Annotated in this window: 21 protein-coding genes and 1 pseudogene; 19 read left to right on the top strand and 3 right to left on the bottom strand. The window is 45.0% G+C overall.

Annotated features, from left to right (window positions below; all coding sequences use genetic code 11):
* Nucleotides 1-170: 170 nt before the first annotated feature.
* The 15 genes and pseudogenes from ACUN27_RS12070 to ACUN27_RS12140 all read left to right on the top strand — a co-directional run bounded on the left by ACUN27_RS12070 (nt 171) and on the right by ACUN27_RS12140 (nt 17,117).
* Complete coding sequence (locus ACUN27_RS12070; protein WP_315952589.1) at nt 171-2,144, top strand: ABC transporter substrate-binding protein; 1,974 nt, start codon at nt 171-173, stop codon at nt 2,142-2,144.
* Nucleotides 2,145-2,231: 87 nt separating this feature from the next.
* Complete coding sequence (locus tag ACUN27_RS12075; protein WP_315952587.1) at nt 2,232-3,230, top strand: ABC transporter permease; 999 nt, start codon at nt 2,232-2,234, stop codon at nt 3,228-3,230.
* Between the two features lie 2 nt (nt 3,231-3,232).
* Complete coding sequence (locus ACUN27_RS12080) at nt 3,233-4,378, top strand: ABC transporter permease (RefSeq protein WP_326060915.1); 1,146 nt, start codon at nt 3,233-3,235, stop codon at nt 4,376-4,378.
* A 29-nt stretch (nt 4,379-4,407) separates the two neighbouring features.
* Complete coding sequence (locus ACUN27_RS12085) at nt 4,408-5,451, top strand: ABC transporter ATP-binding protein (RefSeq protein WP_326060914.1); 1,044 nt, start codon at nt 4,408-4,410, stop codon at nt 5,449-5,451.
* Between the two features lie 2 nt (nt 5,452-5,453).
* On the top strand, nt 5,454-6,479 hold the full coding sequence (locus ACUN27_RS12090; protein WP_315952584.1) for an ABC transporter ATP-binding protein: 1,026 nt from the start codon (nt 5,454-5,456) through the stop codon (nt 6,477-6,479).
* Nucleotides 6,469-7,023: an HAD family hydrolase gene (locus ACUN27_RS12095; protein ID WP_445558974.1), complete on the top strand. Its 555-nt coding sequence runs from the start codon at nt 6,469-6,471 to the stop codon at nt 7,021-7,023. Before ACUN27_RS12090 ends, ACUN27_RS12095 begins: the two co-directional genes overlap by 11 nt.
* A 34-nt stretch (nt 7,024-7,057) precedes the next feature.
* Complete coding sequence (locus tag ACUN27_RS12100) at nt 7,058-8,098, top strand: LacI family DNA-binding transcriptional regulator (RefSeq protein WP_315952582.1); 1,041 nt, start codon at nt 7,058-7,060, stop codon at nt 8,096-8,098.
* 366 nt (nt 8,099-8,464) lie between these two features.
* Nucleotides 8,465-9,559, top strand: a complete 1,095-nt coding sequence (locus tag ACUN27_RS12105) for a putative 2-aminoethylphosphonate ABC transporter substrate-binding protein (RefSeq protein ID WP_445558975.1) — start codon at nt 8,465-8,467, stop codon at nt 9,557-9,559.
* A gap of 91 nt (nt 9,560-9,650) precedes the next feature.
* Nucleotides 9,651-10,687 (top strand): annotated as a pseudogene (locus ACUN27_RS12110) (ATP-binding cassette domain-containing protein).
* Nucleotides 10,687-12,411, top strand: a complete 1,725-nt coding sequence (locus ACUN27_RS12115) for a putative 2-aminoethylphosphonate ABC transporter permease subunit (RefSeq protein ID WP_445558976.1) — start codon at nt 10,687-10,689, stop codon at nt 12,409-12,411. Before ACUN27_RS12110 ends, ACUN27_RS12115 begins: the two are co-directional and overlap by 1 nt.
* A gap of 47 nt (nt 12,412-12,458) precedes the next feature.
* A complete protein-coding gene (locus ACUN27_RS12120) occupies nt 12,459-13,244 on the top strand; it encodes a DeoR/GlpR family DNA-binding transcription regulator (protein WP_315952576.1) in 786 nt (261 codons plus the stop codon).
* Nucleotides 13,245-13,279: 35 nt separating this feature from the next.
* The gene (gene phnX / locus ACUN27_RS12125; RefSeq protein WP_445560623.1) at nt 13,280-14,095 is read left to right on the top strand and encodes a phosphonoacetaldehyde hydrolase; all 816 of its coding nucleotides are present in this window, start codon (nt 13,280-13,282) and stop codon (nt 14,093-14,095) included.
* Between the two features lie 42 nt (nt 14,096-14,137).
* A complete protein-coding gene (gene phnW, locus ACUN27_RS12130) occupies nt 14,138-15,238 on the top strand; it encodes a 2-aminoethylphosphonate--pyruvate transaminase (RefSeq protein WP_445560624.1) in 1,101 nt (366 codons plus the stop codon).
* Nucleotides 15,239-15,257: 19 nt separating this feature from the next.
* Nucleotides 15,258-16,391, top strand: a complete 1,134-nt coding sequence (ald, locus tag ACUN27_RS12135) for an alanine dehydrogenase (RefSeq protein WP_315952575.1) — start codon at nt 15,258-15,260, stop codon at nt 16,389-16,391.
* 48 nt (nt 16,392-16,439) lie between these two features.
* The gene (locus ACUN27_RS12140; protein ID WP_315952775.1) at nt 16,440-17,117 is read left to right on the top strand and encodes an MgtC/SapB family protein; all 678 of its coding nucleotides are present in this window, start codon (nt 16,440-16,442) and stop codon (nt 17,115-17,117) included.
* A gap of 52 nt (nt 17,118-17,169) precedes the next feature.
* Here ACUN27_RS12140 and ACUN27_RS12145 read toward each other — a convergent pair whose 3' ends face one another.
* Complete coding sequence (locus tag ACUN27_RS12145) at nt 17,170-18,498, bottom strand: UDP-glucose dehydrogenase family protein (RefSeq protein WP_445558977.1); 1,329 nt, start codon at nt 18,496-18,498, stop codon at nt 17,170-17,172.
* 14 nt (nt 18,499-18,512) lie between these two features.
* Nucleotides 18,513-19,670 carry a glycosyltransferase family 4 protein gene (locus ACUN27_RS12150; protein ID WP_326060907.1) on the bottom strand — a complete coding sequence of 386 codons (1,158 nt, stop codon included), beginning with the start codon at nt 19,668-19,670 and terminating at the stop codon, nt 18,513-18,515.
* A 234-nt stretch (nt 19,671-19,904) separates the two neighbouring features.
* Here ACUN27_RS12150 and ACUN27_RS12155 point away from each other — a divergent pair, with 234 nt between their 5' ends.
* Nucleotides 19,905-21,104 carry an ATP-binding protein gene (locus ACUN27_RS12155; RefSeq protein ID WP_315952570.1) on the top strand — a complete coding sequence of 400 codons (1,200 nt, stop codon included), beginning with the start codon at nt 19,905-19,907 and terminating at the stop codon, nt 21,102-21,104.
* A gap of 13 nt (nt 21,105-21,117) precedes the next feature.
* On the opposite strand, the gene ACUN27_RS12160 is transcribed toward ACUN27_RS12155, so the two are convergent.
* Nucleotides 21,118-21,978: an AraC family transcriptional regulator gene (locus ACUN27_RS12160; protein ID WP_315952569.1), complete on the bottom strand. Its 861-nt coding sequence runs from the start codon at nt 21,976-21,978 to the stop codon at nt 21,118-21,120.
* 172 nt (nt 21,979-22,150) lie between these two features.
* Between ACUN27_RS12160 and ACUN27_RS12165 the strand changes: the two genes are divergently transcribed.
* The 3 genes from ACUN27_RS12165 to ACUN27_RS12175 all read left to right on the top strand — a co-directional run bounded on the left by ACUN27_RS12165 (nt 22,151) and on the right by ACUN27_RS12175 (nt 25,356).
* The gene (locus ACUN27_RS12165; protein WP_315952568.1) at nt 22,151-23,029 is read left to right on the top strand and encodes a phytanoyl-CoA dioxygenase family protein; all 879 of its coding nucleotides are present in this window, start codon (nt 22,151-22,153) and stop codon (nt 23,027-23,029) included.
* 189 nt (nt 23,030-23,218) lie between these two features.
* Nucleotides 23,219-25,060: a PAS domain S-box protein gene (locus tag ACUN27_RS12170; protein WP_315952566.1), complete on the top strand. Its 1,842-nt coding sequence runs from the start codon at nt 23,219-23,221 to the stop codon at nt 25,058-25,060.
* Between the two features lie 149 nt (nt 25,061-25,209).
* On the top strand, nt 25,210-25,356 hold the full coding sequence (locus tag ACUN27_RS12175) for an aspartyl-phosphate phosphatase Spo0E family protein (protein WP_145657396.1): 147 nt from the start codon (nt 25,210-25,212) through the stop codon (nt 25,354-25,356).
* Nucleotides 25,357-25,411 lie beyond the last annotated feature (55 nt).

Below are 25,411 nucleotides of genomic sequence, written 5' to 3' on the forward strand. Positions count from 1 at the left end.
TTAATCTGTTATTTTGGATCTTTTTACGCTTTGCAAAGAAAGCGCTTACTCTTATCTCCACATACTTAAACCGGTTTAAGCTTGAATCTATCTAGGGGGTGGAAGGGAACCAATTTCCAGTTCGTGATGAGGAAGATTGAAGTACCAGATGAATGATGGAGGGGATAGGTTTGAAAACGAACCACATATTTTTGGGCATGATGCTGATGGTGTTCACTGTTGTATTTGCTGCCTGCGAGAGTGCAAGTGAAGTTAGTCCAAAGGCAAGCTCTGCCGCAAAAGAGGCAACGGCGGCTCCCGTAGCGCCCGCTCCCGCAAAGACAGACGGATTCAAAGAAGCTCCTATGCTTACTAAGCTTGTGAGCGCAGGAACGTTAAAGCCAGTGACTGAGCGTATGCCTGCCAAGGAAGACATCATGGTCGAAACCGTATCCGAGGAAATCGGCAAATACGGCGGAGATTGGAAGATGCCATGGACCGGACCGAATGACCGCTGGACAGTAGGTCAGCCTACAGAGGAAGCTCTGTTCCGTTTTAAAAAAGATGGAAGCACAATTGAACCTAATGTGGCCAAAAGTTATGAGGTCAACAAAGATTCTACCGAATTTACGATCCATTTAAGAAAAGGTATGAAATGGTCAGACGGGGTGCCGTTTACCGCCGATGACGTGCTATTCTACTGGGAGCACATGCTTACCAAAGAAACGTTCGGCAAAAAAATATATGACGCTTATTATTCCGTAGACCCTGTATCAGGGGAGAAGGCTTTGGCGACGGTTACTAAGGTAGACGACTATACATTTAAGGTTGTACACAAGTATCCGAGCGTACAGTTCCTGGAACGAGTAGCGATAGACAACAAATGGTTCTTCGCTCCAGCGCACTTCCAAAAAACGATACTGCCTGAATTTGTGGGTCAAGAGAAAGCACTAGAGATTGCGAAAAAATGGGGCTTCGAAGACGTAAAAACGTTCTTAGTCGCAACAGGATATTATTATTGGGTAAATCCACAAATTCCGACATTGCGGGCTTGGGTGGCAAAAAATGACCCCAACAGCGATCAGTTTATTATGGAACGTAACCCTTATTACTGGAAAACAGACAAAGAGGGTAATCAGCTTCCGTATATGGATCGCATCGTTGCTACCAAAGTACAGGATCCTGCTCAACGTATTCTTGGTACGCTTGCTGGAGACTACAATTTGCTTGACTTCGATTTTAAAGACTTCACTGTCCTCAAGGAAAATGAGAAAAAAGCAGGGTTCCGCGTTATGTCTTGGACGACGCCCAATTGGTCAAGCGCTGGCCTGCAGTTGAATCAGACGATTGCAGATCCGAATCTGCGCAAGCTGTTCCAGGATATTAGATTTAGAGAGGCTCTGTCGGTTGCTGTAGATCGAAAGGAAATTTCGGAAATCGTAACGAATGGCTTGGGCGCTCCTCAGCAGGCATCGGTCCCTGAAGGATTGGTTGGCTACCAAGCAGGATGGGCAGATCAGTGGAGTAAGTTCGATGTGAATCGGGCTAATCAGCTGCTGGATGAGATTGGTTTGACCAAGCGCGATAAGAATAATTTCCGGCTGAATGCAGATGGCTCTGATCTGACCATTACGATCATTGAAGGCAGTACGAACACAGCAAGTTTCCTGGAACTTGTCAAAAAGTATTACGAGGCAGTGGGCATTAAGGTAGACCTTAAAGTTGTGGATCAAGGAACGCATCAGGAACTTAAGTACGCTAACAAAATTCCTGCGACGACTGAAAATATCTCACTGGTTAACGTAGCATTCCGTCCGGATACGCTCGTTCCTTTGAGGGTACTGACGCCTTGGTATGGACATTACGGACTGTACTCGTCTTCCAATGGCAAAGAAGGTGTCAAACCGGAAGGCGATGTAGCTTTAATTCTCGACTACTGGAACAAAGTTAAAGCGTCGACAAGTAAAGAGGAGATCGAGAAATGGAGCAATGAGATTGTGAAGCTACATCAGAAAAATCAATGGATTATTGGCTACGCCGGTCCTACGCCTCGCCTTGTAGTTGCTTCTAATAAAATGGGCAACGTACCCAAAGACTTAGTCTATTCAGATGAATTCCGCAGCTTAGGGCACGGTCATCCCGCGCAATTTTTCATCAAACCATAAATAAGCTTCAAGCGAAATAGGGGGATCCCAAATCCCCCTGTATCGTTCAGCGGCATTCTTGAATTAAACGGAGAGGATAGGGTAGAGATGCTTCACTATATCTTAAAAAGAATCGTCTTGGTTATACCGGTTATTTTCTTTATCTCCATGATCGTTTTCTACATCATTCAGCTTCCGCCAGGTGACTACGTGTCGACTTATGCGGCTAAAATGTCGGTTGCAGGCGATGTCATGTCAGACGCCGATATAGCTGCAATGCGAGCAAGCTTGAAATTGGATCAGCCCTGGTTTTTTCAGTATCTGGCTTGGATGAGCAATATGATAACGAACTTCGACTTCGGCTATTCTTTCAGCTATAACAAGCCGGTTACTACGGTTATCTCGCAATATATGGGATTAACGATTGTCGTCTCTTTGGTGACAATGGCATTCACATACGCAGTGGCGGTTCCGATCGGTATTTACTGTGCCGTAAAGCAATATTCAATTGGTGATTATATTTTTTCTGCTGTTGGCTTTCTTGGCATGGCAACGCCGCATTTCTTAATGGCCATAATATTAATGTATTTGTCGTATGTTTACTTTGGTGATCCCTTGTTAGGTCTCTTTTCAAGTGAATTCGTTAATGCAGGCTGGTCGTTAGATAAGGTATTGGATTTACTCAAGCATATGATCATTCCTGTTATCGTCATTGGTTTAGCGAATACAGCAGAATTGATTCGAGTTATGAGAGGTCAGATGCTGGACGAATTAAATAAGCCAAATGTGGTGACGGCGAGAGCAAAGGGTTTATCGGAAACAAAAATATTAATCAAATATCCGACACGTGCAGCTATGAATCCGATCGTGAGCACAATTGGTTGGTCACTGACCTCTATATTTACAGGTTCCACCATTACGGCGATTGTTCTCAATCTTCCCATCCAAGGGCCGGTCATGTATAACGCTCTCTTAGCGCAGGATATGTACTTGGCGGGTACATGGCTGTTGTTTATGGCTGTTTTGACGGTTCTGGGGACATTGATTTCAGATATTTTATTGGCATGGCTCGATCCAAAAATTCGCACAGAGTTCAGAGGTATGTGACCATGAAAACAATTCCAATTGTCGGAAGACAAAAGATAACTCCAGTAAAAGAAACTCCCAAAAGTGATCTTTCTCATAGCTCACAATGGCGACTCATGTATCGTCGTTTAAAAAAGCATAAATTGGCCCGGATTAGCTTGGCGATTCTTGCATGCTTTTATGTAGCGGCCCTATTTGCACAGTTTATTGCGCCTTATGGCTTGCAAAGCTATGACAGTAAATACGTAAACGCACCTCCAGTAAAAGTAAGCTTTAAGGATGCAGATGGCCAGTTCCATATGAGACCGTTCGTGAATGAACTGAAATCAGGAAGAGATCCTGTGACGCTCCGTAAAATATTTGTCCAAGACGAGAATGTTCGTCACCCTGTTCGCTTTTTGGTAGAAGGTGAAACCTATAGGTTTTTAGGACTGTTTTCAACGAATATTCATCTATTTGGCGTCGATGCGCCGGGACGCATATTTCTATTCGGTACGGACGGCATGGGTAGGGACTTACTTTCCCGTGTATTTCTGGGGAGTCAAGTTTCATTAAGTATTCCTCTCATTGGCGTGTCAATAAGCTTCATCTTGGGATTATTTATCGGAGGGGTGTCCGGTTATTTCGGCGGTTGGCTCGATTCGATTATACAGCGGAGTATTGAAATCATTCGGTCATTTCCGACGCTTCCTCTCTGGATGGCATTGTCAGCTGCCATTCCGGCTAGGGTTCCAATTGTCACTATGTATTTGTATATTGTCATCATTTTCGCCTTTATTGGGTGGACGGAATTAGCAAGGGTTGCAAGAGGAAAGTTCATCTCTTTGAAAAATGAGGAGTATGTGTTGGCAGCCAAAATTGCCGGCGTCAGTGACGCAAAAATCATTATTAGACATCTATTGCCTGGATTTATCTCCTATTTGGTTGTGGCAACGACCTTAGCGATACCTGGCATGATACTTGGTGAAACAGCAATGAGCTTCCTAGGGCTCGGAATACGCTCGCCTGCTACGAGCTGGGGCGTCTTGCTCCAAGAAGCACAACAGATCGAGAATGTTGCTTTGTATCCCTGGAAACTGATCCCTTTAGGTTTTGTTATTGTGACAGTTTTAACCTTTAACTTTCTTGGCGACGGATTGCGCGATGCTGCCGATCCATACAAGAAGTAATTCATTCTAGTGTAAAGCGAGGGGATAGTATGACATCGCAAGCCACCGTATCACAATCTGAACGCCCCCTACTGTCTGTCCAAGATCTCAGAATTCGCATTCAAATGGATAATGGAGAAATGAAGGCCGTTGATGGCGTTGACTTTGACATAAAAAAGGGGAAGACGCTGGGCCTTGTTGGCGAGTCCGGCTGTGGCAAAAGTTTGACTAGCAGGGCAATTATTAGCATTAATCCCAAAGAATGCGAAACCACCGGAAAGATCGTGTATCACTCCGAATCGGAGAAAACCTTAAATCAGTTGGATTTGTTATCGTTACCTACACGGAGCAAACAAATACGCTCCATTCGTGGCAGAAAAATAGCCATGATTTTTCAAGAGCCGATGACTGCTTTTTCACCGATGTACACGATTGGCAATCAGATTATGGAAGCTATATTAATCCACCGAACGAAGAACAAAAAAGAGGCTAAAAAAATCGCGCTTGAAATGCTTGGCAAAGTCGGTATATCGGATCAAGAAAAGCGTTTTGACCAATTTCCGCATGAATTCTCCGGGGGGATGCGTCAGCGGGCGATGATTTCAATGGCCTTGTCCTGCAACCCGGAATTGCTAATTGCTGACGAGCCTACTACTGCGCTTGATGTTACGATACAGGCACAAGTGTTGGAGCTTATGAAGGAGCTTCAACGTGAATTTGGTATGGCTATCCTGCTGGTCACTCATGATCTTGGAATTATTGCCGAAATGTGTGATGAAGTGGCTGTTATGTACTTGGGGAAAATAGTCGAACAATCGACAGTTAAGGAAATTTTCAATAATCCTAAACATCCCTACACCAAAGGGTTGCTCAAATCGATGCCTAAATTATCCGGAAGCAGGCATGCAAGATTGGAATCCATCGATGGAACTGTTCCCATGGCAACTAATATGCCGCCGATGTGCGGGTTCTACGAGCGCTGTTCAGATCGAATCGAGGGTGTATGCAATAAGCAGGCCGTTCCCAAAACGAATGTTTCCGATAACCATATGGTGAGATGCTTTCTCTACATGGCTGAGGGCGAGGGAGAATAAGGATGTCTAAACCAATTTTGAAAGTAAATCAATTGAATAAGGATTTTCAAGTGAAATCCAAAAATAAGCTGTTTAGCAAACCATCCTCCATCCGCGTGCTGAATAATGTTTCTTTTGAGCTTTTGGAAGGCGAGACATTAAGTATTGTCGGTGAGTCGGGCTGCGGTAAAACGACTTTAGGACGTTGTATTGTGAGAGGGATGGATGCAACCTCCGGTCAAGTTCTCTATCATCCGGAGGGAGAAGAGCAAGTCGACTTTTTAGGATTACGGGGAAAAGCATTCAAGAAATATCGTAAAGATATTCAAATGATTTTTCAGGACCCTTTTTCATCCCTTAGTCCTAGAATGAGCGTATATGACATTATTTCTGAGCCGCTTTTGGCCAACTTCAAGCTGTCGAAATCACAATTGGATGAGAAAGTGACCTTAATCGCAGAAAAGACGGGCTTAAATGTCAGTTATCTCAAACGTTATCCTCACGCATTCTCTGGCGGACAAAGGCAGCGGATAGCGATTGCGAGATCTCTCATTTCCCAGCCAAGACTCATTGTATGCGACGAAGCAGTGTCGGCCTTGGATGTCTCGATTAAAGCGCAGATTATTAACTTGCTGAAGGATTTGCAAGAGCAGCTTCAGATCACCTATATCTTTATTTCTCATGATTTATCGATCGTACAAAACATTTCGGACAGGGTGGCGGTCATGCACTTGGGTAAAATCGTAGAATTGGCGCCTGTTGATTCTTTATTTACCCATCCGATGCACCCGTATACTGAAGCGCTTTTGTCAGCCGTACCAGAGCCAGATCCCGATACGAAGAAGGATCGAATTATTCTGGAAGGAGAGGTTCCTAATCCGGCTAATCCTCCAAGCGGTTGTCATTTTCACCCAAGATGCAGGTATAAAACGGACAAATGCGTGCAGCAGGAACCGGAGCTTCAAACTGTAGACAATGACAATAACCATTTTGCTGCGTGTCACTACGCGAACCAATTAAATCTAAGAGGTGTCATTCATGAATCATAATACAACGAATATTTCAGCACAAAAGAAACTAATTGTTTTTCTGGACTGTGGCGATACCATTATTGATGAAGGTACGGAAATTAGAGATGATCATGATATTGTCATTCAAGCTAATGTGATTCCAGGAGCCGATGTCATGGTGAAGACGCTGGCTGAACGGGGGTATACACTAGCGATTGTAGCCGACGGCAATGCGCAATCCTTCAAAAATATTCTGACACAAAATGGCTTGTACGATTATTTTACGACGATGGTGTACTCGGAGACGGTCAAAGCCTCCAAACCAAGTCCTCGGATGTTCAAAGCTGCGATAGGGGCATTAGATCTCAGCGAACAGGACTGCAACCGTATTGTCATGGTCGGAAACAACTTGAGCAGGGACGTCAAAGGGGCTAACCAAATGGGGATCACGAGTATCTTCTTAAGCTGGACGCCACGTTATCCGAAGCTGCACGCAGACGAAAGTGAAATCCCTCAGTATACAATTAGTCACCCACTGGAGTTAATTGATTTAGTCGAGCGGCTCAATGACAAATTAGCGTAAATGGATGGTTTTCTGAAGGGATGTTAATAAGGATATGGCTAAAATAGATGACGTTGCCAAATTAGCGAAAGTTTCGAAGGGAACTGTTTCCAATGTTTTTAGCCAAAAGAGGCCTACAAGCAATGAAGTGAAAGAGCGAGTATTGCGTATCTCCAAACAGCTGAATTATGTGCCGAATCATATCGCGCGCAGCTTGGTGACAAAGAAAACGATGGCGATCGGGTTAACAATTCCGCATGGCAACTTCTTTTTTAGTGCATTTCATACGCAATTCATCAATGGGGTCATACTCGAAGCTTCCTATTACGGATACCGGGTGCTGCTTGATATGATTCCTTTGCAAAAGGTTCAAACCCCTTTCTTGTCTAGTTACCCAATCGATGGGGCTGTTGTCATGCGTCCAACAACCAATGATGAGCGAATTCATCTGATGGCTTCGGAGAATATTCCATTCGTTACGGTAGGCAGGGTCATGAATTCAACGGTTCTTAATAGTTATAGTGTAGATAATGATAATCAAGCAGTTAGTTATCATATTTGTGAATATTTGATTAAAAAAGGACATCGGAATATCATGTTTTTAAATGCCAACGAGTTAATGACGGTATCCATCGATAGAAAAGAGGGCTTTATCAAAGCAATGGAAGATCACCATCTTCAAGTTGAAGAGCACATGATTCATCATAAGCCTGATCTAAGTTCAAATGTGTACATGGATTACGGCTATGAGGAAACAATGACCACTTTAGGGGAACTTAGGAAAGGAGTAACCGCAATAATTGCAGATGATGACCGTACAGCATTCAGTGCCCTCAATGCAATTAAAGATCTTAATCTCAAAGTCCCTGAAGATGTTTCAGTCTTCGTAATATGTGGTGATCTTTCCATGATGGTTCAATCAAACCCGCCGCTTACCAGTATGGACTTGCAACCTTCGGAATTAGGTGCTCAATCCGTCAGAATGTTAATGAAACAACTAGGCGTGCTGCCTAATGACTTCCAAAGAAATGTCATTATTCAAAGTAAAATAGTTGAAAGAAATTCTTGTTCCACGCTTGTGAAGTCAGTTAAATGAATAAAAGGTCTGCTCCGAAACTGGGGCAGATCTTTTTTATTTATTAGGAGGGAATCTTCCGATGAGTCGGCTTGTTTCGGTAGCTCTACGTGATGTTAATGTTATATTTTGTGACATAAAATAGTTGACACATCCACGGGGATCGGATTATAATTTCATTATAAAAACAACTAAAAACAATTAAAATCAATTAGTTTAAGTTGTTTTTATGTTTTTTACTGAAGGAAAACGATGTGGGGGGGATCTTTGATCGATAGTCGATCAGCGAAAACGACGTTTTGCATCCAGACCATACAAAATTAAAGTAGAGAGAAGCGTGTGTCTTATCGGAAGGAACAGATTATAACCAGGAGAGGAATCGGAACAATGAAAAAATTAACTAGAGGTTTAGTCGTTGCGGTTACGTTAGTTTCTTTCTTATCGGCATGCGGCAAATCTGCAACCATCAATGAGTCGACACCTGGAGCAGCCGCAAGCCCTGCTGGAACAAGCAGTATAGATTCAACCAGTAAGGAACTGACGGTGTATACGGCACTGGAAGATGATGCAATCAAGAGCTATCTAGCTAGTTACAAGAAGAAATATCCTGATATTAAACTTAACATTGTCCGAGATTCGACGGGGGTAATCACGGCTAAGCTGCTGGCCGAGAAAGATAATCCGCAAGCAGATGTTGTGTGGGGATTAGCGGCAACAAGCTTGCTGGTGTTAGATCAAAGTAATCAGTTAGAACCTTATGCTCCGCAAGGGGTAGATCGCATACTTCCTGAATTTAAAGATAAAAATGTACCGGAACATTGGGTGGGCATTGATGCTTGGGAAACAGCTTTCATCGTCAACAAAACAGAGATGGAAAAGCGTAAATTGCCCATTCCTGAATCATATGCCGATTTAATTAAGCCGGAGTATAAAGGGCTTATTACCATGCCTAACCCTTCTTCCTCAGGCACAGGTTTTCTGACGGTATCTGGATTGATCCAATTGGAGGGCCAAGATAAAGCTTGGAACTATATGAACAAACTGCATGATAATGTTGCCATGTATGTTCACTCCGGGTCGAAGCCGGCCAAGTTGGCGGGTACGGGCGAATACCCAATCGGCATTTCTTTTGGATATCGCGGCTTGCAGGAGAAAAAGAACGGATCCCCGGTCGAAGTTGTATTCCCGAAAGAGGGCTCCGGGTGGGATGTAGAAGCCAATGCACTGATTAAGAAGAAAACGATTAAACAAGTGTCTCAGCAGTTCCTGGACTGGGCTGTTACAGATGAAGCTATGAAAGAATACAACAAAAATTATGCCATCTTAGCGATCAAAACCGATAATTCGCAACTTCCTGAAGGTTACAAAGTGGACCCGATGAAACAATTGATCAAAAATGATCTCAATGAAATTGCGAAAAATCGGGCAAGTATTCTGGCTGAATGGGATCAACGTTATAACACGAAGAGCGAGCCGAAATAACCCGCTATCAAGTTAATGAAACGGCTGCTGTCCGGATCTGCCTAGGTCAGCAGTCGCTTCCTTCTCAAATCTAAGTTCAAGGAGGCAGCTTATGCCAGAAGCCTATTTATCCATTCAAGGCGTGAACAAAACATTTGACTCCTTTACAGCGCTTAGAGAAATAAATATTGATATTAAAAAGAATGAATTCATTTGCTTGCTTGGCCCAAGCGGCTGTGGCAAAACAACCTTGCTGCGCATTATCGCCGGTCTTGAGAAACCGACGCGCGGGCGAATAACGGTTGGAGGCAAGGACATCACAGATTTGCCGCCATCCAAACGAAACTTTGGCATGGTCTTTCAATCTTACGCTTTATTTCCAAATTTAACGGCTGCTCAGAATGTGGCTTACGGCTTGCAGGGGAGGAAACTTACGAAGAAGGAAATCAACGACAAAGTTAGCGAGGCGCTTTCACTAGTCGATTTACTACATTTGAAAGAACGTTATCCGTCCCAGCTTTCAGGCGGCCAACAGCAACGCGTTGCACTTGCCAGAGCTGTTGTTTTATCACCTGATTTTCTCTTGCTGGATGAACCATTATCAGCGTTAGATGCCAAAGTTAGGACCAAACTGCGTGAAGAAATTTGCAGCCTGCAAGAAAAATTGGGCATTACAACCATCATGGTGACACATGATCAAGAAGAGGCATTGACCATGGCGGATCGGATTGTCGTTATGAATAATGCTGAAATTATGCAAGTAGGAAGCCCTCAGCAAGTGTATGATCAACCGGAATCGCCTTTTGTAGCGGATTTTATAGGTTCCATTAATTTCTTGGCCTACGGGCCACGCAAAGGAGACTTACCGCTCACCAATTTTGCTGTCAGACCCGAACATTTCGTATTTCTTCATCAGGTTCAGGTTACCAAGCTGTCGTTAAGCACATGGAGTTTAGAGGTCCGTTTTATAGATTGCTATTGCAGCCCATCCGTGAGCTGAAAGATCTGCTAGGAAATCAGCTGCTTTCCGTGGATGTCTCTGCACAGCATGCACAGAAATTGAACTTGATGAAGTTTGCTGAAGTATCGGTTGAGTTTCCGCAAGAGAGAGTCATTACCTTTACCCCGGATGATGTGGTGACTGCGTGATGGAGAAGCAAAGCGCTGCTTGGACACCGTCTGTTCGCCGAAACTGGGGAGAAATCCTCAATTTGCAAAATTTCCTTATTATCTTACTCGTCATCACTTTATCGTTCACGATTTTAGTGCCGCTCTGTTTACTGTTCAGTAAAGCTTTTTTCAATACGAATGCAGAATTCATCGGGATTCAGAATTTCATTAAGTATTTTACGACACCTTCCTTGGCGCAATCCTTGTGGAATACGGTGTGGGTTTCATTGCTTTCTACAGGTATTGCCGTCACCCTGGCTTTCCTGTATGCGTATGGGATTAGCCGGACGGCGATTCGAGGTAAAGCCTACTTGCATTATGTCGCCATGCTCCCGCTTTTTGAGCCGACCATGATGCACGGTATTGCTTTAACGTATCTTTTTGGCAATCAAGGCATTCTGACATCTGGTTTTTTCGGATTATTGCCCAGCGGTATCCGTATCCCGATTTACGGTCCTGGGGGAATTGTTATTTCTGAAGTCATTTATTTGTTTCCGCAAGCGTTCCTCATTTTTATTACCGCATTATCCATCACAGATCAGCGGCTTTATGAAGCGGCGGAGACATTAGGGGCAAGTAAGGTGAGAATGTTCCTGACAGTTACCTTGCCTTCGGTCAAGTATGGATTAATCAGTGCAATCTTCGTTTGTTTCACGGCTTGTTTTACGGATTTCGGGGCGCCACAAGCCATAGGCGGTAAATTCAACGTATTAGCCACGGATATTTATAAGCAGGTCATCGGACAGCAAAATATGTCAATGGGCGCTACAGTGGGCATTTTGTTAACCATTCCGGCAATCGTCGCTTTTGTAGTTGACCGAATGGTAGAAAGAAAACAGCGTTCCATGCTTTCTTCCAAATCAACTCCCTATCGGATAGCCGGGGGGAAAGTTCGAGACACCATCTTTCAATTGTTCGGAGTAGTCATTTCTATTTTAATACTCATTCCATTAATAACAATCGCGTGTGCTTCGTTGATTAAAGTTTGGCCTTATAACTTAAATTTCAGCTTCAAACATTATGATTTCTCCGGTGTCGCAGGATCAGGACTTGATCCGTTCTGGACCAGTTTGCAGGTATCGTTTTTTACAGCAATCGTCGGGACCATCGTCACGTTCTTATTCGCCTATCTCATTGAGAAATCGCGTCATTTGAACGGACTTAGGCAAATTGGCTATTTTCTGTCTGTGCTGCCGTTAGCACTGCCAGGGATGGTCATAGGTTTAGCGTACATTTTTTTCTTTAATAATCCGAACAATCCTATGAACTGGATCTATGGATCGATGATTATCCTTGTGCTCGCCAATATCACCCATTTCTATGGCGTGCCGTTCATCACGGCGACGACAGCCTTGAAGAAGCTGGATAAAGAATTCGAACTCGTTTCTGAATCGATGCGCGTGCCATTTTACAAAACATTGCTGAGAGTAACGGTTCCTATGTGTCTGCCGGCAATCATAGAAATTGCCATGTACCTCTTTGTCAACTCCATGGTTACGGTTTCTGCTGTTGTATTTCTGCGGTCAGCGGATTTGAACTTAGCGGCAGTTGCGCTGGTGAGTATGGAGGATGCAGGAGATGTAGCAGCAGCGGCAGCTATGGCGGTGCTCATTGTGATTACGAATATTATCGTAAGACTGCTTTACACGCTCCTTTCCAAAAAAGTAAGAAAGAAAACGGAAGCATGGCAAATTCGAAAGTAGCCGCTATGAACAAACATTGAGGCAGTTGTGCAAGGAGGTTCGCGTTCGTGTCACTTATCGGGGAAGAACGTAAGGAGTATATCCTTAATCAGATCAATGCCGAAGGCAAAGTAATTACCAATGAGCTTGTTGAGGTGCTTCAGGTTTCTTCGGAGACTGTACGCAGGTATTTGGAGGATCTTGAAGAGGCTAACAAGCTGAAGCGGGTCTACGGCGGAGCGGTGAAAGTTAATCGCTCGCGGGAAGAACCCTCCCATTTGAACAGAAAAGTACTGAATGTGGAGGAGAAACGTAAAATAGGCAAGTGGGCTGCAGCACTTGTCCAGGACAATGAAGTGATTTTTATCGATGATGGCTCGACGACGATGCAGATGATCGAACATTTGCTTGATAAGCAAAATCTCACGATCTTGACAAACTCCATTCCTGCGCTTCACTTGCTAATTGAGTATAAGAACAGAGAGTTGTACTCCGGGGAAATATTTTTCATCGGAGGCAAAGTAAGCTCCCTGCAATCCAGGGTTGTCGGCTCATTGGCGGAGAAAATGGTGGAGCATTTCTACGCAGACAAAGCGTTTATCTCCATCGATGGGATGATGATCGACAAAGGGATCACATCTTTTGATGAGAAACGCGGTCAATTAGCGAAGAAGATGATGGAGCATGCGAAAGTGAGCATTGTGGTCTCCGATCATTCCAAAATAGGTATGGTGCAATTTTATAAAATGGCGGATTTGCGGGATATCGATGTCATCGTCAGCAATGTTCCTGCACCGGAAGAATGGGAAGTAGAACTGGAACAAATGCATGTCGAGTGGATCACATCAGAATAAATATTGATTTGCGAACTAAGAGAGGGATGGTAATGATGTCGAAAAATTATGAAGGTCGTATTCAAGCCGTTATTTTTGATTGGGCAGGTACGATGGTTGATTATGGATGTTTTGCGCCACTGGACGTATTCTTGCGGATATTTGAGAAACGGGGCATTGCCATTACAGCTGAAGAAGCACGCGGTCCGATGGGACTATTGAAATGGGATCATATCCATACCTTATGCAGCATTCCGAGAATCGCTCAGTTGTGGAAAGACAAATTTGGGGCTCTACCGACGAATGCGGATGTGGATGACCTGTATGCCGATTTTGAACCTTTGCTATTTGAAATTTTACCGAATTATACGGACCCTATCCCTGGTGCACTGGACTTAGTGAAGGAACTGCGGAACAGAGGATTGAAAATTGGCTCTACGACTGGCTATACGGCGGAAATGATGGAAGTGGTGAGCCGGGAGGCCAAGTTGAAAGGGTATGAGCCGGATTCCTTGGTTACTCCTTCCGAAGTGAATGCCGGGCGGCCGTATCCGTGGATGTGTTACGCGAATGCCGCGAATCTAGGGGTTTATCCGTTCCAGGCGATTGTCAAAGTAGGCGATACTGTCAGTGATATTCAAGAAGGTGTGAATGCAGGCGCATGGAGTGTTGGGGTTGTAAAAGGAGGAAGCGAGCTCGGTCTTACCGAGGAGGAAGTCAATACGATGCCAGCTGAGGAATTAGCAGCGAAAATGGACGTTGTTGAAGACCGTTTCCGCCAAGCAGGGGCCGACTACGTGATTCCGACGATCGGTGACCTTGTGAAAGTCATTGATGATATTAATGCCCGTTTGGCAAAAGGTGGCCAATAGATGAATAAAACGAGGGAGGACGTAACTATGAATATAGATTTGATTGAGGATAACCCGTATTTGCTTTTGACGCCTGGCCCGCTTTCGACTAGCAAAAGGGTAAAAGCGGCCATGTTGAAAGACTGGTGCACATGGGATGATGATTATAACCGAATTGTGCAGGATATTCGCGCTAAACTTGTCCAATTAGCGACCAAGGAGACTTCGCTTTACACCTCCGTTCTTATGCAGGGCAGCGGTTCATTTTGTGTAGAGTCGGTTATCGGTAGCGTTATTCCACAGGATGGCAAAATTCTGGTTATGGCAAATGGTGCTTATGGTCAACGGATGGCCCAAATGGCGAAAATGCTGAATATCCCGCTCGTTCTCTTGGATAACGGGGAGGTTCAACCTCCGGATTTGGATCAATTGGAATATACGCTGTGCAAAGAAACGGATATTACACATGTAGCTGTTGTTCATTGCGAGACGACGACAGGCATGTTGAACCCTATAGAAGCTGTTGGCCGCATTGTCAAAAAATATAACAAAACCTATATCGTAGATGCTATGAGTTCCTTTGGCGGAATTCCAATGGATATCGCGGATCTACAGATTGATTTCTTAATCAGCAGCGCTAACAAATGTATTCAGGGTGTTCCGGGATTCGGTTTTATTATCGCCAAGATTGATGAAATGAAAAAGTGCGCCGGATGGGCGCGTTCCCATTCCCTCGATTTGTTTGACCAGTGGGATAAAATGGAGAACTACAATGGCAAATGGCGTTTTACATCGCCAACCCACGTCGTCCGTGCTTTCTATGAAGCACTGAAAGAATTGGCGGATGAAGGTGGCGTTATCGCCAGATACAATCGTTACAAAACAAGCCAGCGGGCACTCGTCAAAGGAATGAAGGTTCTCGGCTTTGAGACCTTGCTGCCGGAGGCACTGCAGTCGCCGATCATTACTTCGTTCCTATATCCGGAAAGCGATGCGTTCCAGTTCCAAACCTTATATGAGAAATTGAAGCTCAGAGGTTTTGTGATTTATCCGGGGAAAATTACGAACGCCAACACGTTCCGAATTGGCAACATCGGTGAAGTGGAAGCGGCTGATATGATTCATCTTGTGGATGCCATACAGCAAGAACAATTTTGGACATAGGCGAAGGAGATGCGTGAACATGATTATTGGTGTGCCAAAAGAAATTAAAAACAATGAAAATCGAGTTGGGATTACACCTGCGGGTGTGGCCACTTTTAAACATTACGGACATGAGGTTTGGATTGAAACCGGCGCTGGTTTGGGTAGCGGCTTCGAGGATAGCGAATATTTGACGGCAGGTGCCACAATCGTACCTACGGCAGCGGATGCTTGGTCGGCGGAGATGGTGCTTAAAGTAAAAGAGCCGCTTGCAGAGGAATATGGGTTTTTCCGGGAAGATTTGATTCTGTTCACCTACCTGCATCTTGCTGCAGAATCCGAGTTGACCCGGGCGTTAACGGACAAGAAAGTCGTCGCAATCGCGTATGAAACGATTCAACTAAATAACGGTTCACTTCCGCTTCTTACCCCGATGAGTGAAGTCGCCGGCAGGATGTCCATTCAAATCGGCGCACAATTTTTGGAAAAGTCCAAGGGTGGAAAAGGTATCCTTCTTGGCGGAGTTCCTGGGGTAGCGCCAGCTGAAGTCGTAATTATCGGCGGGGGCGTGGTGGGGACACAAGCGGCGAAAATGGCGGTTGGTCTAGGAGCAAGTGTTACGCTGCTTGATGTAAATCCAGAGCGGCTGCGTCAATTGGATGATCAATTCCAAGGACGGCTGCGCACGTTGATGTCGCATAGCAGCAATATTGCCGAGGCGGTCAAGAAAGCGGATCTGCTGATCGGCGCCGTATTGATTCCGGGCAGCCTGGCACCGCGACTCGTAACTGAAGCTGCTGTCAAAACAATGAAACCGGGTTCCGTTATTGTGGACGTAGCCATTGATCAAGGCGGCTCAATTGAGACTATCGATCGAATTACGACTCACAGCAATCCAACCTACGTGAAGCATGGTGTTGTGCATTATGCTGTTGCCAATATGCCTGGCGCTGTCGCACAAACTTCTACAGTGGCTTTAACGAACGTCACCGTCGGATATGGCTTGCAAATTGCCAATAAAGGCTATCGAGAAGCTGGATTGCAGCATCAAGATTTAGCAAAAGGATTTAATACGATTGAAGGTAAAGTCACGTATAAAGCTGTTGCTGAAGCTCATGGTTATCCTTATGTTGAAATTAACGCGGTACTAGACGGTCTTTCCGTATCTATATAACAAGTCCCGCCTTGCAGACGGGGGCATGTTGAGAGGAGAAACACAGTGTTGATATCTCCCTTTGTGATTAAGTTAGGTATTGCTCTATTTCTTGGCATGTTAATCGGCATTGATCGCCAGTTGAAACATAAGCCGGTAGGCATGAAAACGAACATGGTTATTGCTGTTGCCAGCTGCTTAATTACGATGGTTTCTATTGAATCCGTAAGCCGATTTTCGGTTCTAGGTCATACCAACATGGACCCCATGCGGCTTGCTGCGCAAATCGTCAGCGGCGTCGGTTTCTTAGGAGCAGGCGTCATCTTAAGGAAAAATAATGATGAAATTTCCGGCTTAACGACAGCATCTATGGTATGGTCAGCATCTGCGTTAGGAATTGCAACTGGTGCAGGTTATTATTTGCAGGCATTTGTAGCCGTGATATTTATTATTTTTTCTGTCAATTTGTTTCCAGTAATGATTAAGTGGATCGGCCCCCGCTCTCTCAAACAACGCTATTTGGAAGTACGAATTATATGTCATGAAAGTCAGGATCCCAACCGGATTTTCAAAAGGTTAAAAGAGCTGAACATTCAGATTGAACGCGTGAAAGTTAAGGATGTAGAAGGCAGCTCTAACCAGTTGGAATTAAAGCTGCTAACGTATGAAAAAGTGCAGGCAACGGATATTTATGCTTCGCTGAAATCTGTTGATCATGTTACTTTTGTGGAAGTTGAAAGCAGATAACCGTCTACGGAAAAACCCCAGTCCTATTTCGGAGGACTGGGGTTAATTTATGTTATTCCAGTGAGGAGACTCCGACCCAAGGGATTGGACTGCATTCCATTGACCTTCCTACGGGCATGTACATAGCCCCATCAACTTCAACAATTTGTGAGATGATTTGGCTTGGTAGTAGATTCCGACCGTCAAGCACATAAGGCCTGCGCATAAGGTGAAGCAGATAAGGCCAATCGAGTTCAGCGAACTGCGGCCATTCCGTCATAATCATGACAGCATCGGCCTGGGCTGCTGCGGCATAAGGGGAATCCATCACCTGAGCGGCTGTAGCTCCCACCTGTCTGACGACAGGATCGAAGGCTTGAACCTCGATGCCATGACGCTCACACTGAGCTAATAAGGTTAGAAATGGCGCATCGCGAACATCATTGGTATTTGGCTTGAACGAGATGCCTAATACACAGAGTCGCTTGCCTAAGGGATTGCCCCAAAGCGAGATAAGTTTGGCGATCATCCTTGGAATGCGCTGGTCATTGACTTTGGCGACCGCTTCCAAAATGGGAAGCGAGCTGCCAATCAATTTCCCGGTCGTCAGCAGGGATTGCAAATCTTTGGAGAAACAGGAGCCTCCATAACCAGCGCCTGCCGATAGGAATTCAGGCCCGATGCGCTGATCGGCGCCAACTCCGCTCATCACGTGGCGGATATCTGCGCCATAACCTTCACACACATCGGACATCATGTTCGCGAATGAGATTTTCATCGCAAGGAAGGCGTTCGATGCATATTTGATGAGTTCGGCGCTTCGCCGGTCGCAAACATGTACGGGAGCCTCGATCCCCTCATATAACTGGCGAAGCAGGGATTCGGCTTGCGGCGTTTTGCAACCGAACACGATGCGATCGGGTTCCATGAAGTCTTTGAAGGCGCTGCCTTGCCTTAAAAATTCGGGGTTAAAGGCGACTTCTGTACGAAGACCAGCCGCCAGCAAAGTAGCTTCCAGTTCATCGCAGGTGCCTACGGGGACGGTACTTTTTATGATGACAAGAGGAGGACAGGTGCCGGCTTGCATCAAGTGAGACAGCACTTCATGCACATGACCCAGATTCGTATGACCGTCTGATCGCGTAGGGGTGCCTACAGCAATCATCAATGCGTCCGTGTCCGATGAGGCTCGGGCGAGATCTGTCTCGAAGCTTAATAACCCTTTCACATAGACATCGGCCAGCTCTGGCTCCAGCCGAGGTTCCCATACGGTCAGCTTATTTTCCTTCAGCCCGCGAATGACGGGCTCGCGGTCAACGGTAATGACTTCGTGCCCCAGCTTCGCAAAGCACACAGCGGCAACCAAGCCCACATACCCTGTTCCGACTAATGTAATTCGCATGGATGTCCCCTCCTTTAAGCTGTATAGAATCCCAGTTTGCTTCCAATTCGACGAGCATCGATAATTTGTTCGTAGTCCTCCAGCAATCTGTCAAAGATAGCGTCCCATGAGCGTCCAAGGGCAAAACTTCTTGCTGCCTTACGGAAATCTGCCCATTGTTCCGGGGCATTGACGAAAGCATCAATGGCTTGAATAAAAGATTCTGGCTGACGTGGCTCGCATAAAGTTCCCGTCTGCCCGGGAACAATCATATCCCGCACTCCTCCGCTATTTGCGGCGATAACCGGAAGGCCGGAAGCCATCGCCTCTTGGACGACATTGCCGAATGTTTCGGTACTGGAGGGGAAGAAGAAGAGATCGGACGAGGCATAGATTTCTGCAAGTTCTACCCCTTGCTTATAACCGGCAAATGTCACATTGTCCGGAGCTTGCTCGCGCAGCTCCTCAAGTTGCGGTCCGTCCCCTACGATGAGCCAGTGAACACGTTCTTTCAGCGAATCAGGCAAAGTACGCATGACGGCCGATAAGGTATCTATATCTTTCTCCGGGGCGATGCGCCCCACATAGAGGAGGAGGTAAGGGGCTGTAATTCCGTATCGCTCACGAACCGCATTCGTGTGCTTATCGGGGGTGTAGAGCGCACAATCAACACCTCTGGACCACAATAGCATGCGGTCAAAGCCTTGTGCATGCAAGTGCTGCATGGTATCGGTTGAAGGGACGAAAGTTGCGTCGCAGGATTGGTGAAACCACTTCATGTACGTCCAATACAATGGAACTGCTCTTTTCATTCGGTAGTAGGTTAAATAGCGATCAAAATGAGTGTGATAGGAGGCTACGTGCGAAATCCGGTGCTTGCGGGCGTAGTGGAGACCACACAAACCGATGTTAAACGGAGTTGCCATATGGAGCAGATGGGGACGGAAGCGATCAAGCTCAGAACGCAGAGAAATAATGTTGGGCAAAGCAATTCGGCATTCGGGGTAGAGAAAAAAAGGAACGGACGGTACGGGGCGAATCAGTTCGGAGTAGGCCATTTCATCCGTGCATTTCGGCGTGAACACGAGGTGCTCAACACCACGACGATTTAAATAATCCGTAAGACGTCCTAACGTGAGTGCAACGCCATTCATTTGAGGAACATAGGTATCGGTAAACAACGCGAGGCGCATAAGAATCCCTCCTGTAGTTCCTAGATGCGATAAGCGTAACATTCGATTATTCGTGGAACGTTAACCGCATGTTAATTCTTTTTTAAAACAGCAAGGGCCTGACAGCAAGCGTCAAACCCTCATTTTGTCGAAAATCAATGGTGAAGGGGTTGCAGAAATCGACATACAGCAATAAGAGATTTGGAATATGATAGAAAGGAAGGCAGAGTTCACTCGTAGAAGGGGCTGATCGTTGTGGGCAAAATACAAATATCCTCAAAAGGGATCGAAAAAACGCTTCGTAAATTTGATTATTTGCAGGCGATTTCCGAATATATTTGGAACGGCTTCGATGCGCAAGCTACAGTGGTAGACGTTAAACTTCATTTAAACGTGCTCGGCGGTGTTGACCATATCGTAATCTCGGATAATGGTTACGGGATTGATCGGCGTGAATTGGAACGGAAATTCACGCCTTTTTTTGAGTCGGAGAAGCAGATAGATCCAGAGAAGCGGACAAGAACCACATCGGCGATGCACGGTAAAAATGGGATCGGCCGATTAACCTTTCATCGGTTTGCTTCTGATGCGACATGGAAAACGACTTATGCAGACGGCTTATTGAAAAATACGTATACCATTCAAATTAACGCGAATCATTTGGACGCCTACGAGGTTTCGAGAATCAAACTGACAGATGGAGAGGCAGGAACGAGTGTCACGTTTCACAACATCATGCAGGATTTCATTCTTGAGGATTTGTCGGCATATCTATGCAAGGAATTTGGCTGGTTTCTGGAGCTTCATGCGGACAAAGATTTCGATCTTCGTCTGGATGGCCAATCGCTGGATTATTCGAGTCTGATCGGGGAAAAAGAGTGCTTTGACCTCGTACATGCCGGCAGCCAAACAGCGTTTCAAATTAAATTTGTCCGTTGGCAAGACCGGATAAACCACGAATATTCCAAGCTGTATTTCATCGACTCCCATTTGGAAGAAAAGTATAAACAGCCTACCACCTTTAATAATAAAGGGGATTCCTTTTACCATAGTGTCTACATTCAAAGCAAACTGTTCGACTACTTTGATTTTGAGAGCGATGATCAAAGCGGTCAGCTCGAAGCGGCTTTTGGTGTGAGCAAAAAAAGCGACGCTTTTCAATTTCTGTTGGAAGAAATCAATGCATTTATTAAGCAGAAAAGAAAGCCCTATTTAGAAATACTGTCTGACCATGTCATTCAAGAATTTGCGGAAGCGAAGGCTTTTCCGGATTTCACGGACGCTCCTGAGGACACACGGAAGAAAAATGAGCTGGAATCCGTCATCCGGGAGCTCTGTCAGCTGGAACCAAGAGTGTTCGCTAGATTAAATGTGGAACAGAAGAAACTGATGGCGCATCTGATCCACTTGGCGATGGGCACGGCAGAACGAAAACGCTTGTTGGAGGCGTTATAAGAGCTTAGGCGCTTTATGACCGCTGCCGATTCCGATACTCCGAAGGAGAGATGCCATAATACAGCGTGAACTGCTTGCTGAAATGGTGGATAGAAGAGTACCCCAGATCCTCGGCGATGTCAGTAACCGATCGTGCGCTCTCTTTTAATGCGGCAGCGGCTTGCTTCATGATGACAGAAGTCCAATAGGCCTTGGGCGACAGGCCTGTGGCTTGTTTGAATAGCTGATGGAATTGTGTTTTCTTTAGCTTGCATTGTTCCAGCCAGGATTCATAACTGGACTCCATATAGGCTTTCTGGTGAATGTTATCGAGCAGAGGTTTGATCCGGAAATCAATAAACGGCATGTAAGTGTGCAGTTGAACAATTTTTAGCAGTAAGGCTTGGAGAAGGCTTTTGCCGATTACGTCTGAATAGGGGGCAGCATTCTGATGCTGCTCTACGACTAGGGCGAACAGGTCGGTAATGGCGCTTTGATGCTGGAAATGCAGCAGATTAGGCAAGGTGTCCAGGTCAGGATTCGGCTCCATAGCCGTTAACAAGTGAGGATCGAAGTCGGCTTCTTTCCAAACAAGATGTTTTTGCCCAGCGTCCAGGCGCGTAGCCCATAAGTCGCAATAAATGTTATAGGTCGATAACGCATGTGCAGCATCAGAATGGAAGGAATGTTGGAGCTTAGGCGGAAAATAAAGCAGATCACCTTTGGCGATGGAGAAGGTTCCTGTTGGAAGGGTAATGGCTCCTTTGCCACCGGTCACGAGGTGGAAGGCATAACAATAACCTAAACGGAAAGATTCGCTGTCATTTTTCGTGTAAGGAAAGCGGTAGTGGTGGGCGGTTCTTATCGATGGATTCATCGCTGTCAAAATCGGCATCAGACGGTCTCCCTTTGCTAGCAGGTTGTCATTTCATTGTATGTCATAATGTTCTGGTTGAAAAGAAATAACCGGAAGAATTGATCAATCCTTGAACAGCCGGATAAATACGTTTTAACTCAAAGATGCTAAATTTATAAGTGTAGATCAACTTTGAGGAGGAATGAACACAATGAACGTGAATCAAGTCGGCGGAAGTTTGAGCAAAGAGCAAGTTGATTTTTATAACACGGAAGGATATCTCGTAATTCCAAATTTGCTTCAGGAAGAAGATCTCGCGCAGGCAATTGAAGCGATGACGACAAAGGTCTCGGCCATTGCGGAGGAGCTTGTGCAGGCTGGGCTCATTCATGACAAATTAGAAGATCGCCCTTTTAAATATCGTTTGGCTGAATTGTTCAAAGATTTGACGGCGGAGCATTTCCTGAAATATGGGCGCAGCTGGCGAGACAGGATTCCAGGTTATTTTCACTTAATGAGCAATCCCAAAATTTTGGATGCGGTTGAATCGTTAATCGGCGGCGAACTGTTTTCCAATCCGGTCTATAACACACGACCAAAAATACCAAAGGTGGCCGCAGGCGCAGTACCCTGGCACCAAGATAAATCCTATTGGCCTGATGCCAATTCCAATCCCGTGATTACGGTTTGGATTCCGCTTGTTGATGCGAATGAGATTAACGGTTGTCTGCATATTAAACCGCGCACGCACCGTAAGCGCTTACTGAAGTGGCACCGGGAAGAGGATACAGGAACAGGATACACGGCTTTGCATGAAAGCCAATTGGGCAAAACAGAGACTGTCGTTCTACCGGTATCCGCAGGAAGCGCAATCCTGTTTAATGACCGTTGCCTGCACATGTCAACGCCTAATTTATCCGATGAGGTACGTTGGAGTGTAGACCTGCGTTATCAGCCTACTGACCAAGACCCGATGCCGGGTCATGGAGCGGGATTCCTGGCGAGAAGTTACAAATATCCCGATCGCGTTGCGACTTTAGAGGATTGGCTGGTAAATCGGATGGAACATACCCCCGGATCCCCAGTCTAGTCCATCAAGCGGTATCGATCTTCCCGAAATAAGGAGCTGGCTCTTGCTGAGCCGCTCTTTTTTGTGTGTTCGACATTATCCATGAAATGGAAAATCAATTTTTACCCTTACAAGGAAAGGAAAATGCCGAAGAACATAGAATTGTTACTAAAAACACATGCGTTTATTGATAGGGTGAGGACTAACAACATGGATAAAAGGGTACAGAGTAAACCAATACCGACAAATTGGATGCAGCAAATTAACCAACTATTCGACCTTTGCTTTCACCATACAAATGCCAGCATCGCAGTTATTGATCTTGAAAATCACATTTTGCAGGTGAACAAAGCGTATGAAGACATGTATGGGTGGACGAATGATGAGGTTTATGAAAAGTGTTTAAAGACCGTTCCCTTATACGAAGTTGACCGAGTAAGAAATATTCATTCCCGTGTAATTGACCATGATCAGGCTGAGAGTTATGAGACGCATAAGCTTCGCAAAAATGGCGATTCTTTTTTTGCCAGCATGACGATATCCCCGCTGAAGGACAACGAAGGCCGCATTTTTGCGTTAGTGGAAGTAGCTAGAGACATTTCTAATCGAAAAATGGAAGATGTGAAGCTGAAAGAAAGCGAAGAACGCTATCGCAATTTGGTCGAACATTCACCGGAACCCATTATTGTATACAGTGAATCTGTTATCGTATATGCAAATCCTGCCGCATTAAAGCTGGTAGGTGCTGAAAGTGAAAACCAGCTTCGAGGGAAGTTAGCCAAAGAATTTATTCATCCGGATGAAAGAGACGAGCTTCAAGCACAGGTAGAGGATTTACTGAAAACCAAGAAGCCTACGGATATTATTGAGAAGAAGTTGGTAAGGCTGGACAACCAACTGATCAATGTCGAAATCAGAGCCGTTCCGGTTGAATATTTGGGCAAGCCGTCGGTTCAATTATTATGCAGAGATATTACACATAAAAAAGTGATGGAAAGCATCGTTCGCGAACGGGATGAAGAGTATAGGCGTATGATTAAATTGCTCCCTGAGCCGATCCTTGTGCATCAGGAAGGCATCATTTGTTATATCAATGATATCGGGTTGAAGCTGTTAGGGGCGGTAACGCAGAATGAGGTTATTGGTAAAAGCGTGATTGAGTTCATACACCCTGATTTTCATGAGATTTTTAAAGAGAGAGTCAAGTCCGTTGAGTTCGTCGATAAATATATACCATTTATTGAACTGAACCTGTTAGGTCTGCACGGAGATCGTATTGCCATTGAGGCTTCATCTGTCGTACTTCATAAATATTTGGAACGTCCTGTTATCCAGACGGTGCTAAGAGATATCACCGAACGCAAGACAGCGGAAGAGATGCTGCTCCAATCGGAAAAACTCTCCGTAGTCGGACAATTAGCGGCAGGAATCGCGCATGAAATTCGAAATCCCTTAACCTCGCTTGTAGGGTTTCTAAAGCTTATCAAGTGCGCTCCTGCCCAAAAAATCGTCGAGTACACAGATATCATGTTGGTAGAATTAAATCGAATCAACAGCATTGTAAACGAATTCATGCTCATTTCGAAGCCGCAAAGAAGCAGATTTGAAGATAAAAACGTTGGTGACATTATCGATAATGTGGTCTCTTTGCTTCAGCCTCAGGCACTCTTGCATAATGTCGAGATTGATTTTAATCGGATGAACGATGACGTACATATGGTTAAAAGCGATGAAGGCCAGTTGAAACAGGTCTTTATCAATTTGTTGAAAAATTCCGTGGAGGCCATGCCAGGCGGCGGAATTATTCAAATCGCTATTCAACGTCTAGGAAATAAGAAGATGTTGATTAAGCTCAAAGACAATGGGATTGGGATTGCTGAGGAGCTTATACCTAGACTGGGTGACCCTTTTTTTACGACAAAAGAAGAAGGAACCGGGCTCGGACTCATGGTTTGTTACCGGATTATTGAAGCGCACCATGGGAGCATGAGGATTCAAAGCAAGCTGGGAGTAGGGACAGTCATTGATATAGAACTCCCTTTTGTGCTATAAAAAGCGTGCTTTCAACGTCTTTTTCATCTTGAAATAAAATTTCACAAATTCTTCAAAACATGTCGACAAAGTTTTACAAACTTCTGCGGAATCATGATTTATAATAAAGACACTAACGAAACTGAACAGAATTGGTGTGAACTGTTGAGATGGAACTTTTGTTGCAGAAAATTGAAGCATTACGCATGAAGATGATAGAGGAAGCCGAACGTCACGGCTGTTTTACCCATGAAAAGGTCGTTGCGATTAGCCAACAATTGGATGAATATATTATCCGATATTACGTGCTGAAATAACCAATCGGCAGGTTGACGATTAGACATCGTGGTGATAATATGGGATTAATCCAAG

It is taken from the genome of Paenibacillus sp. WC2504 (assembly GCF_052682475.1).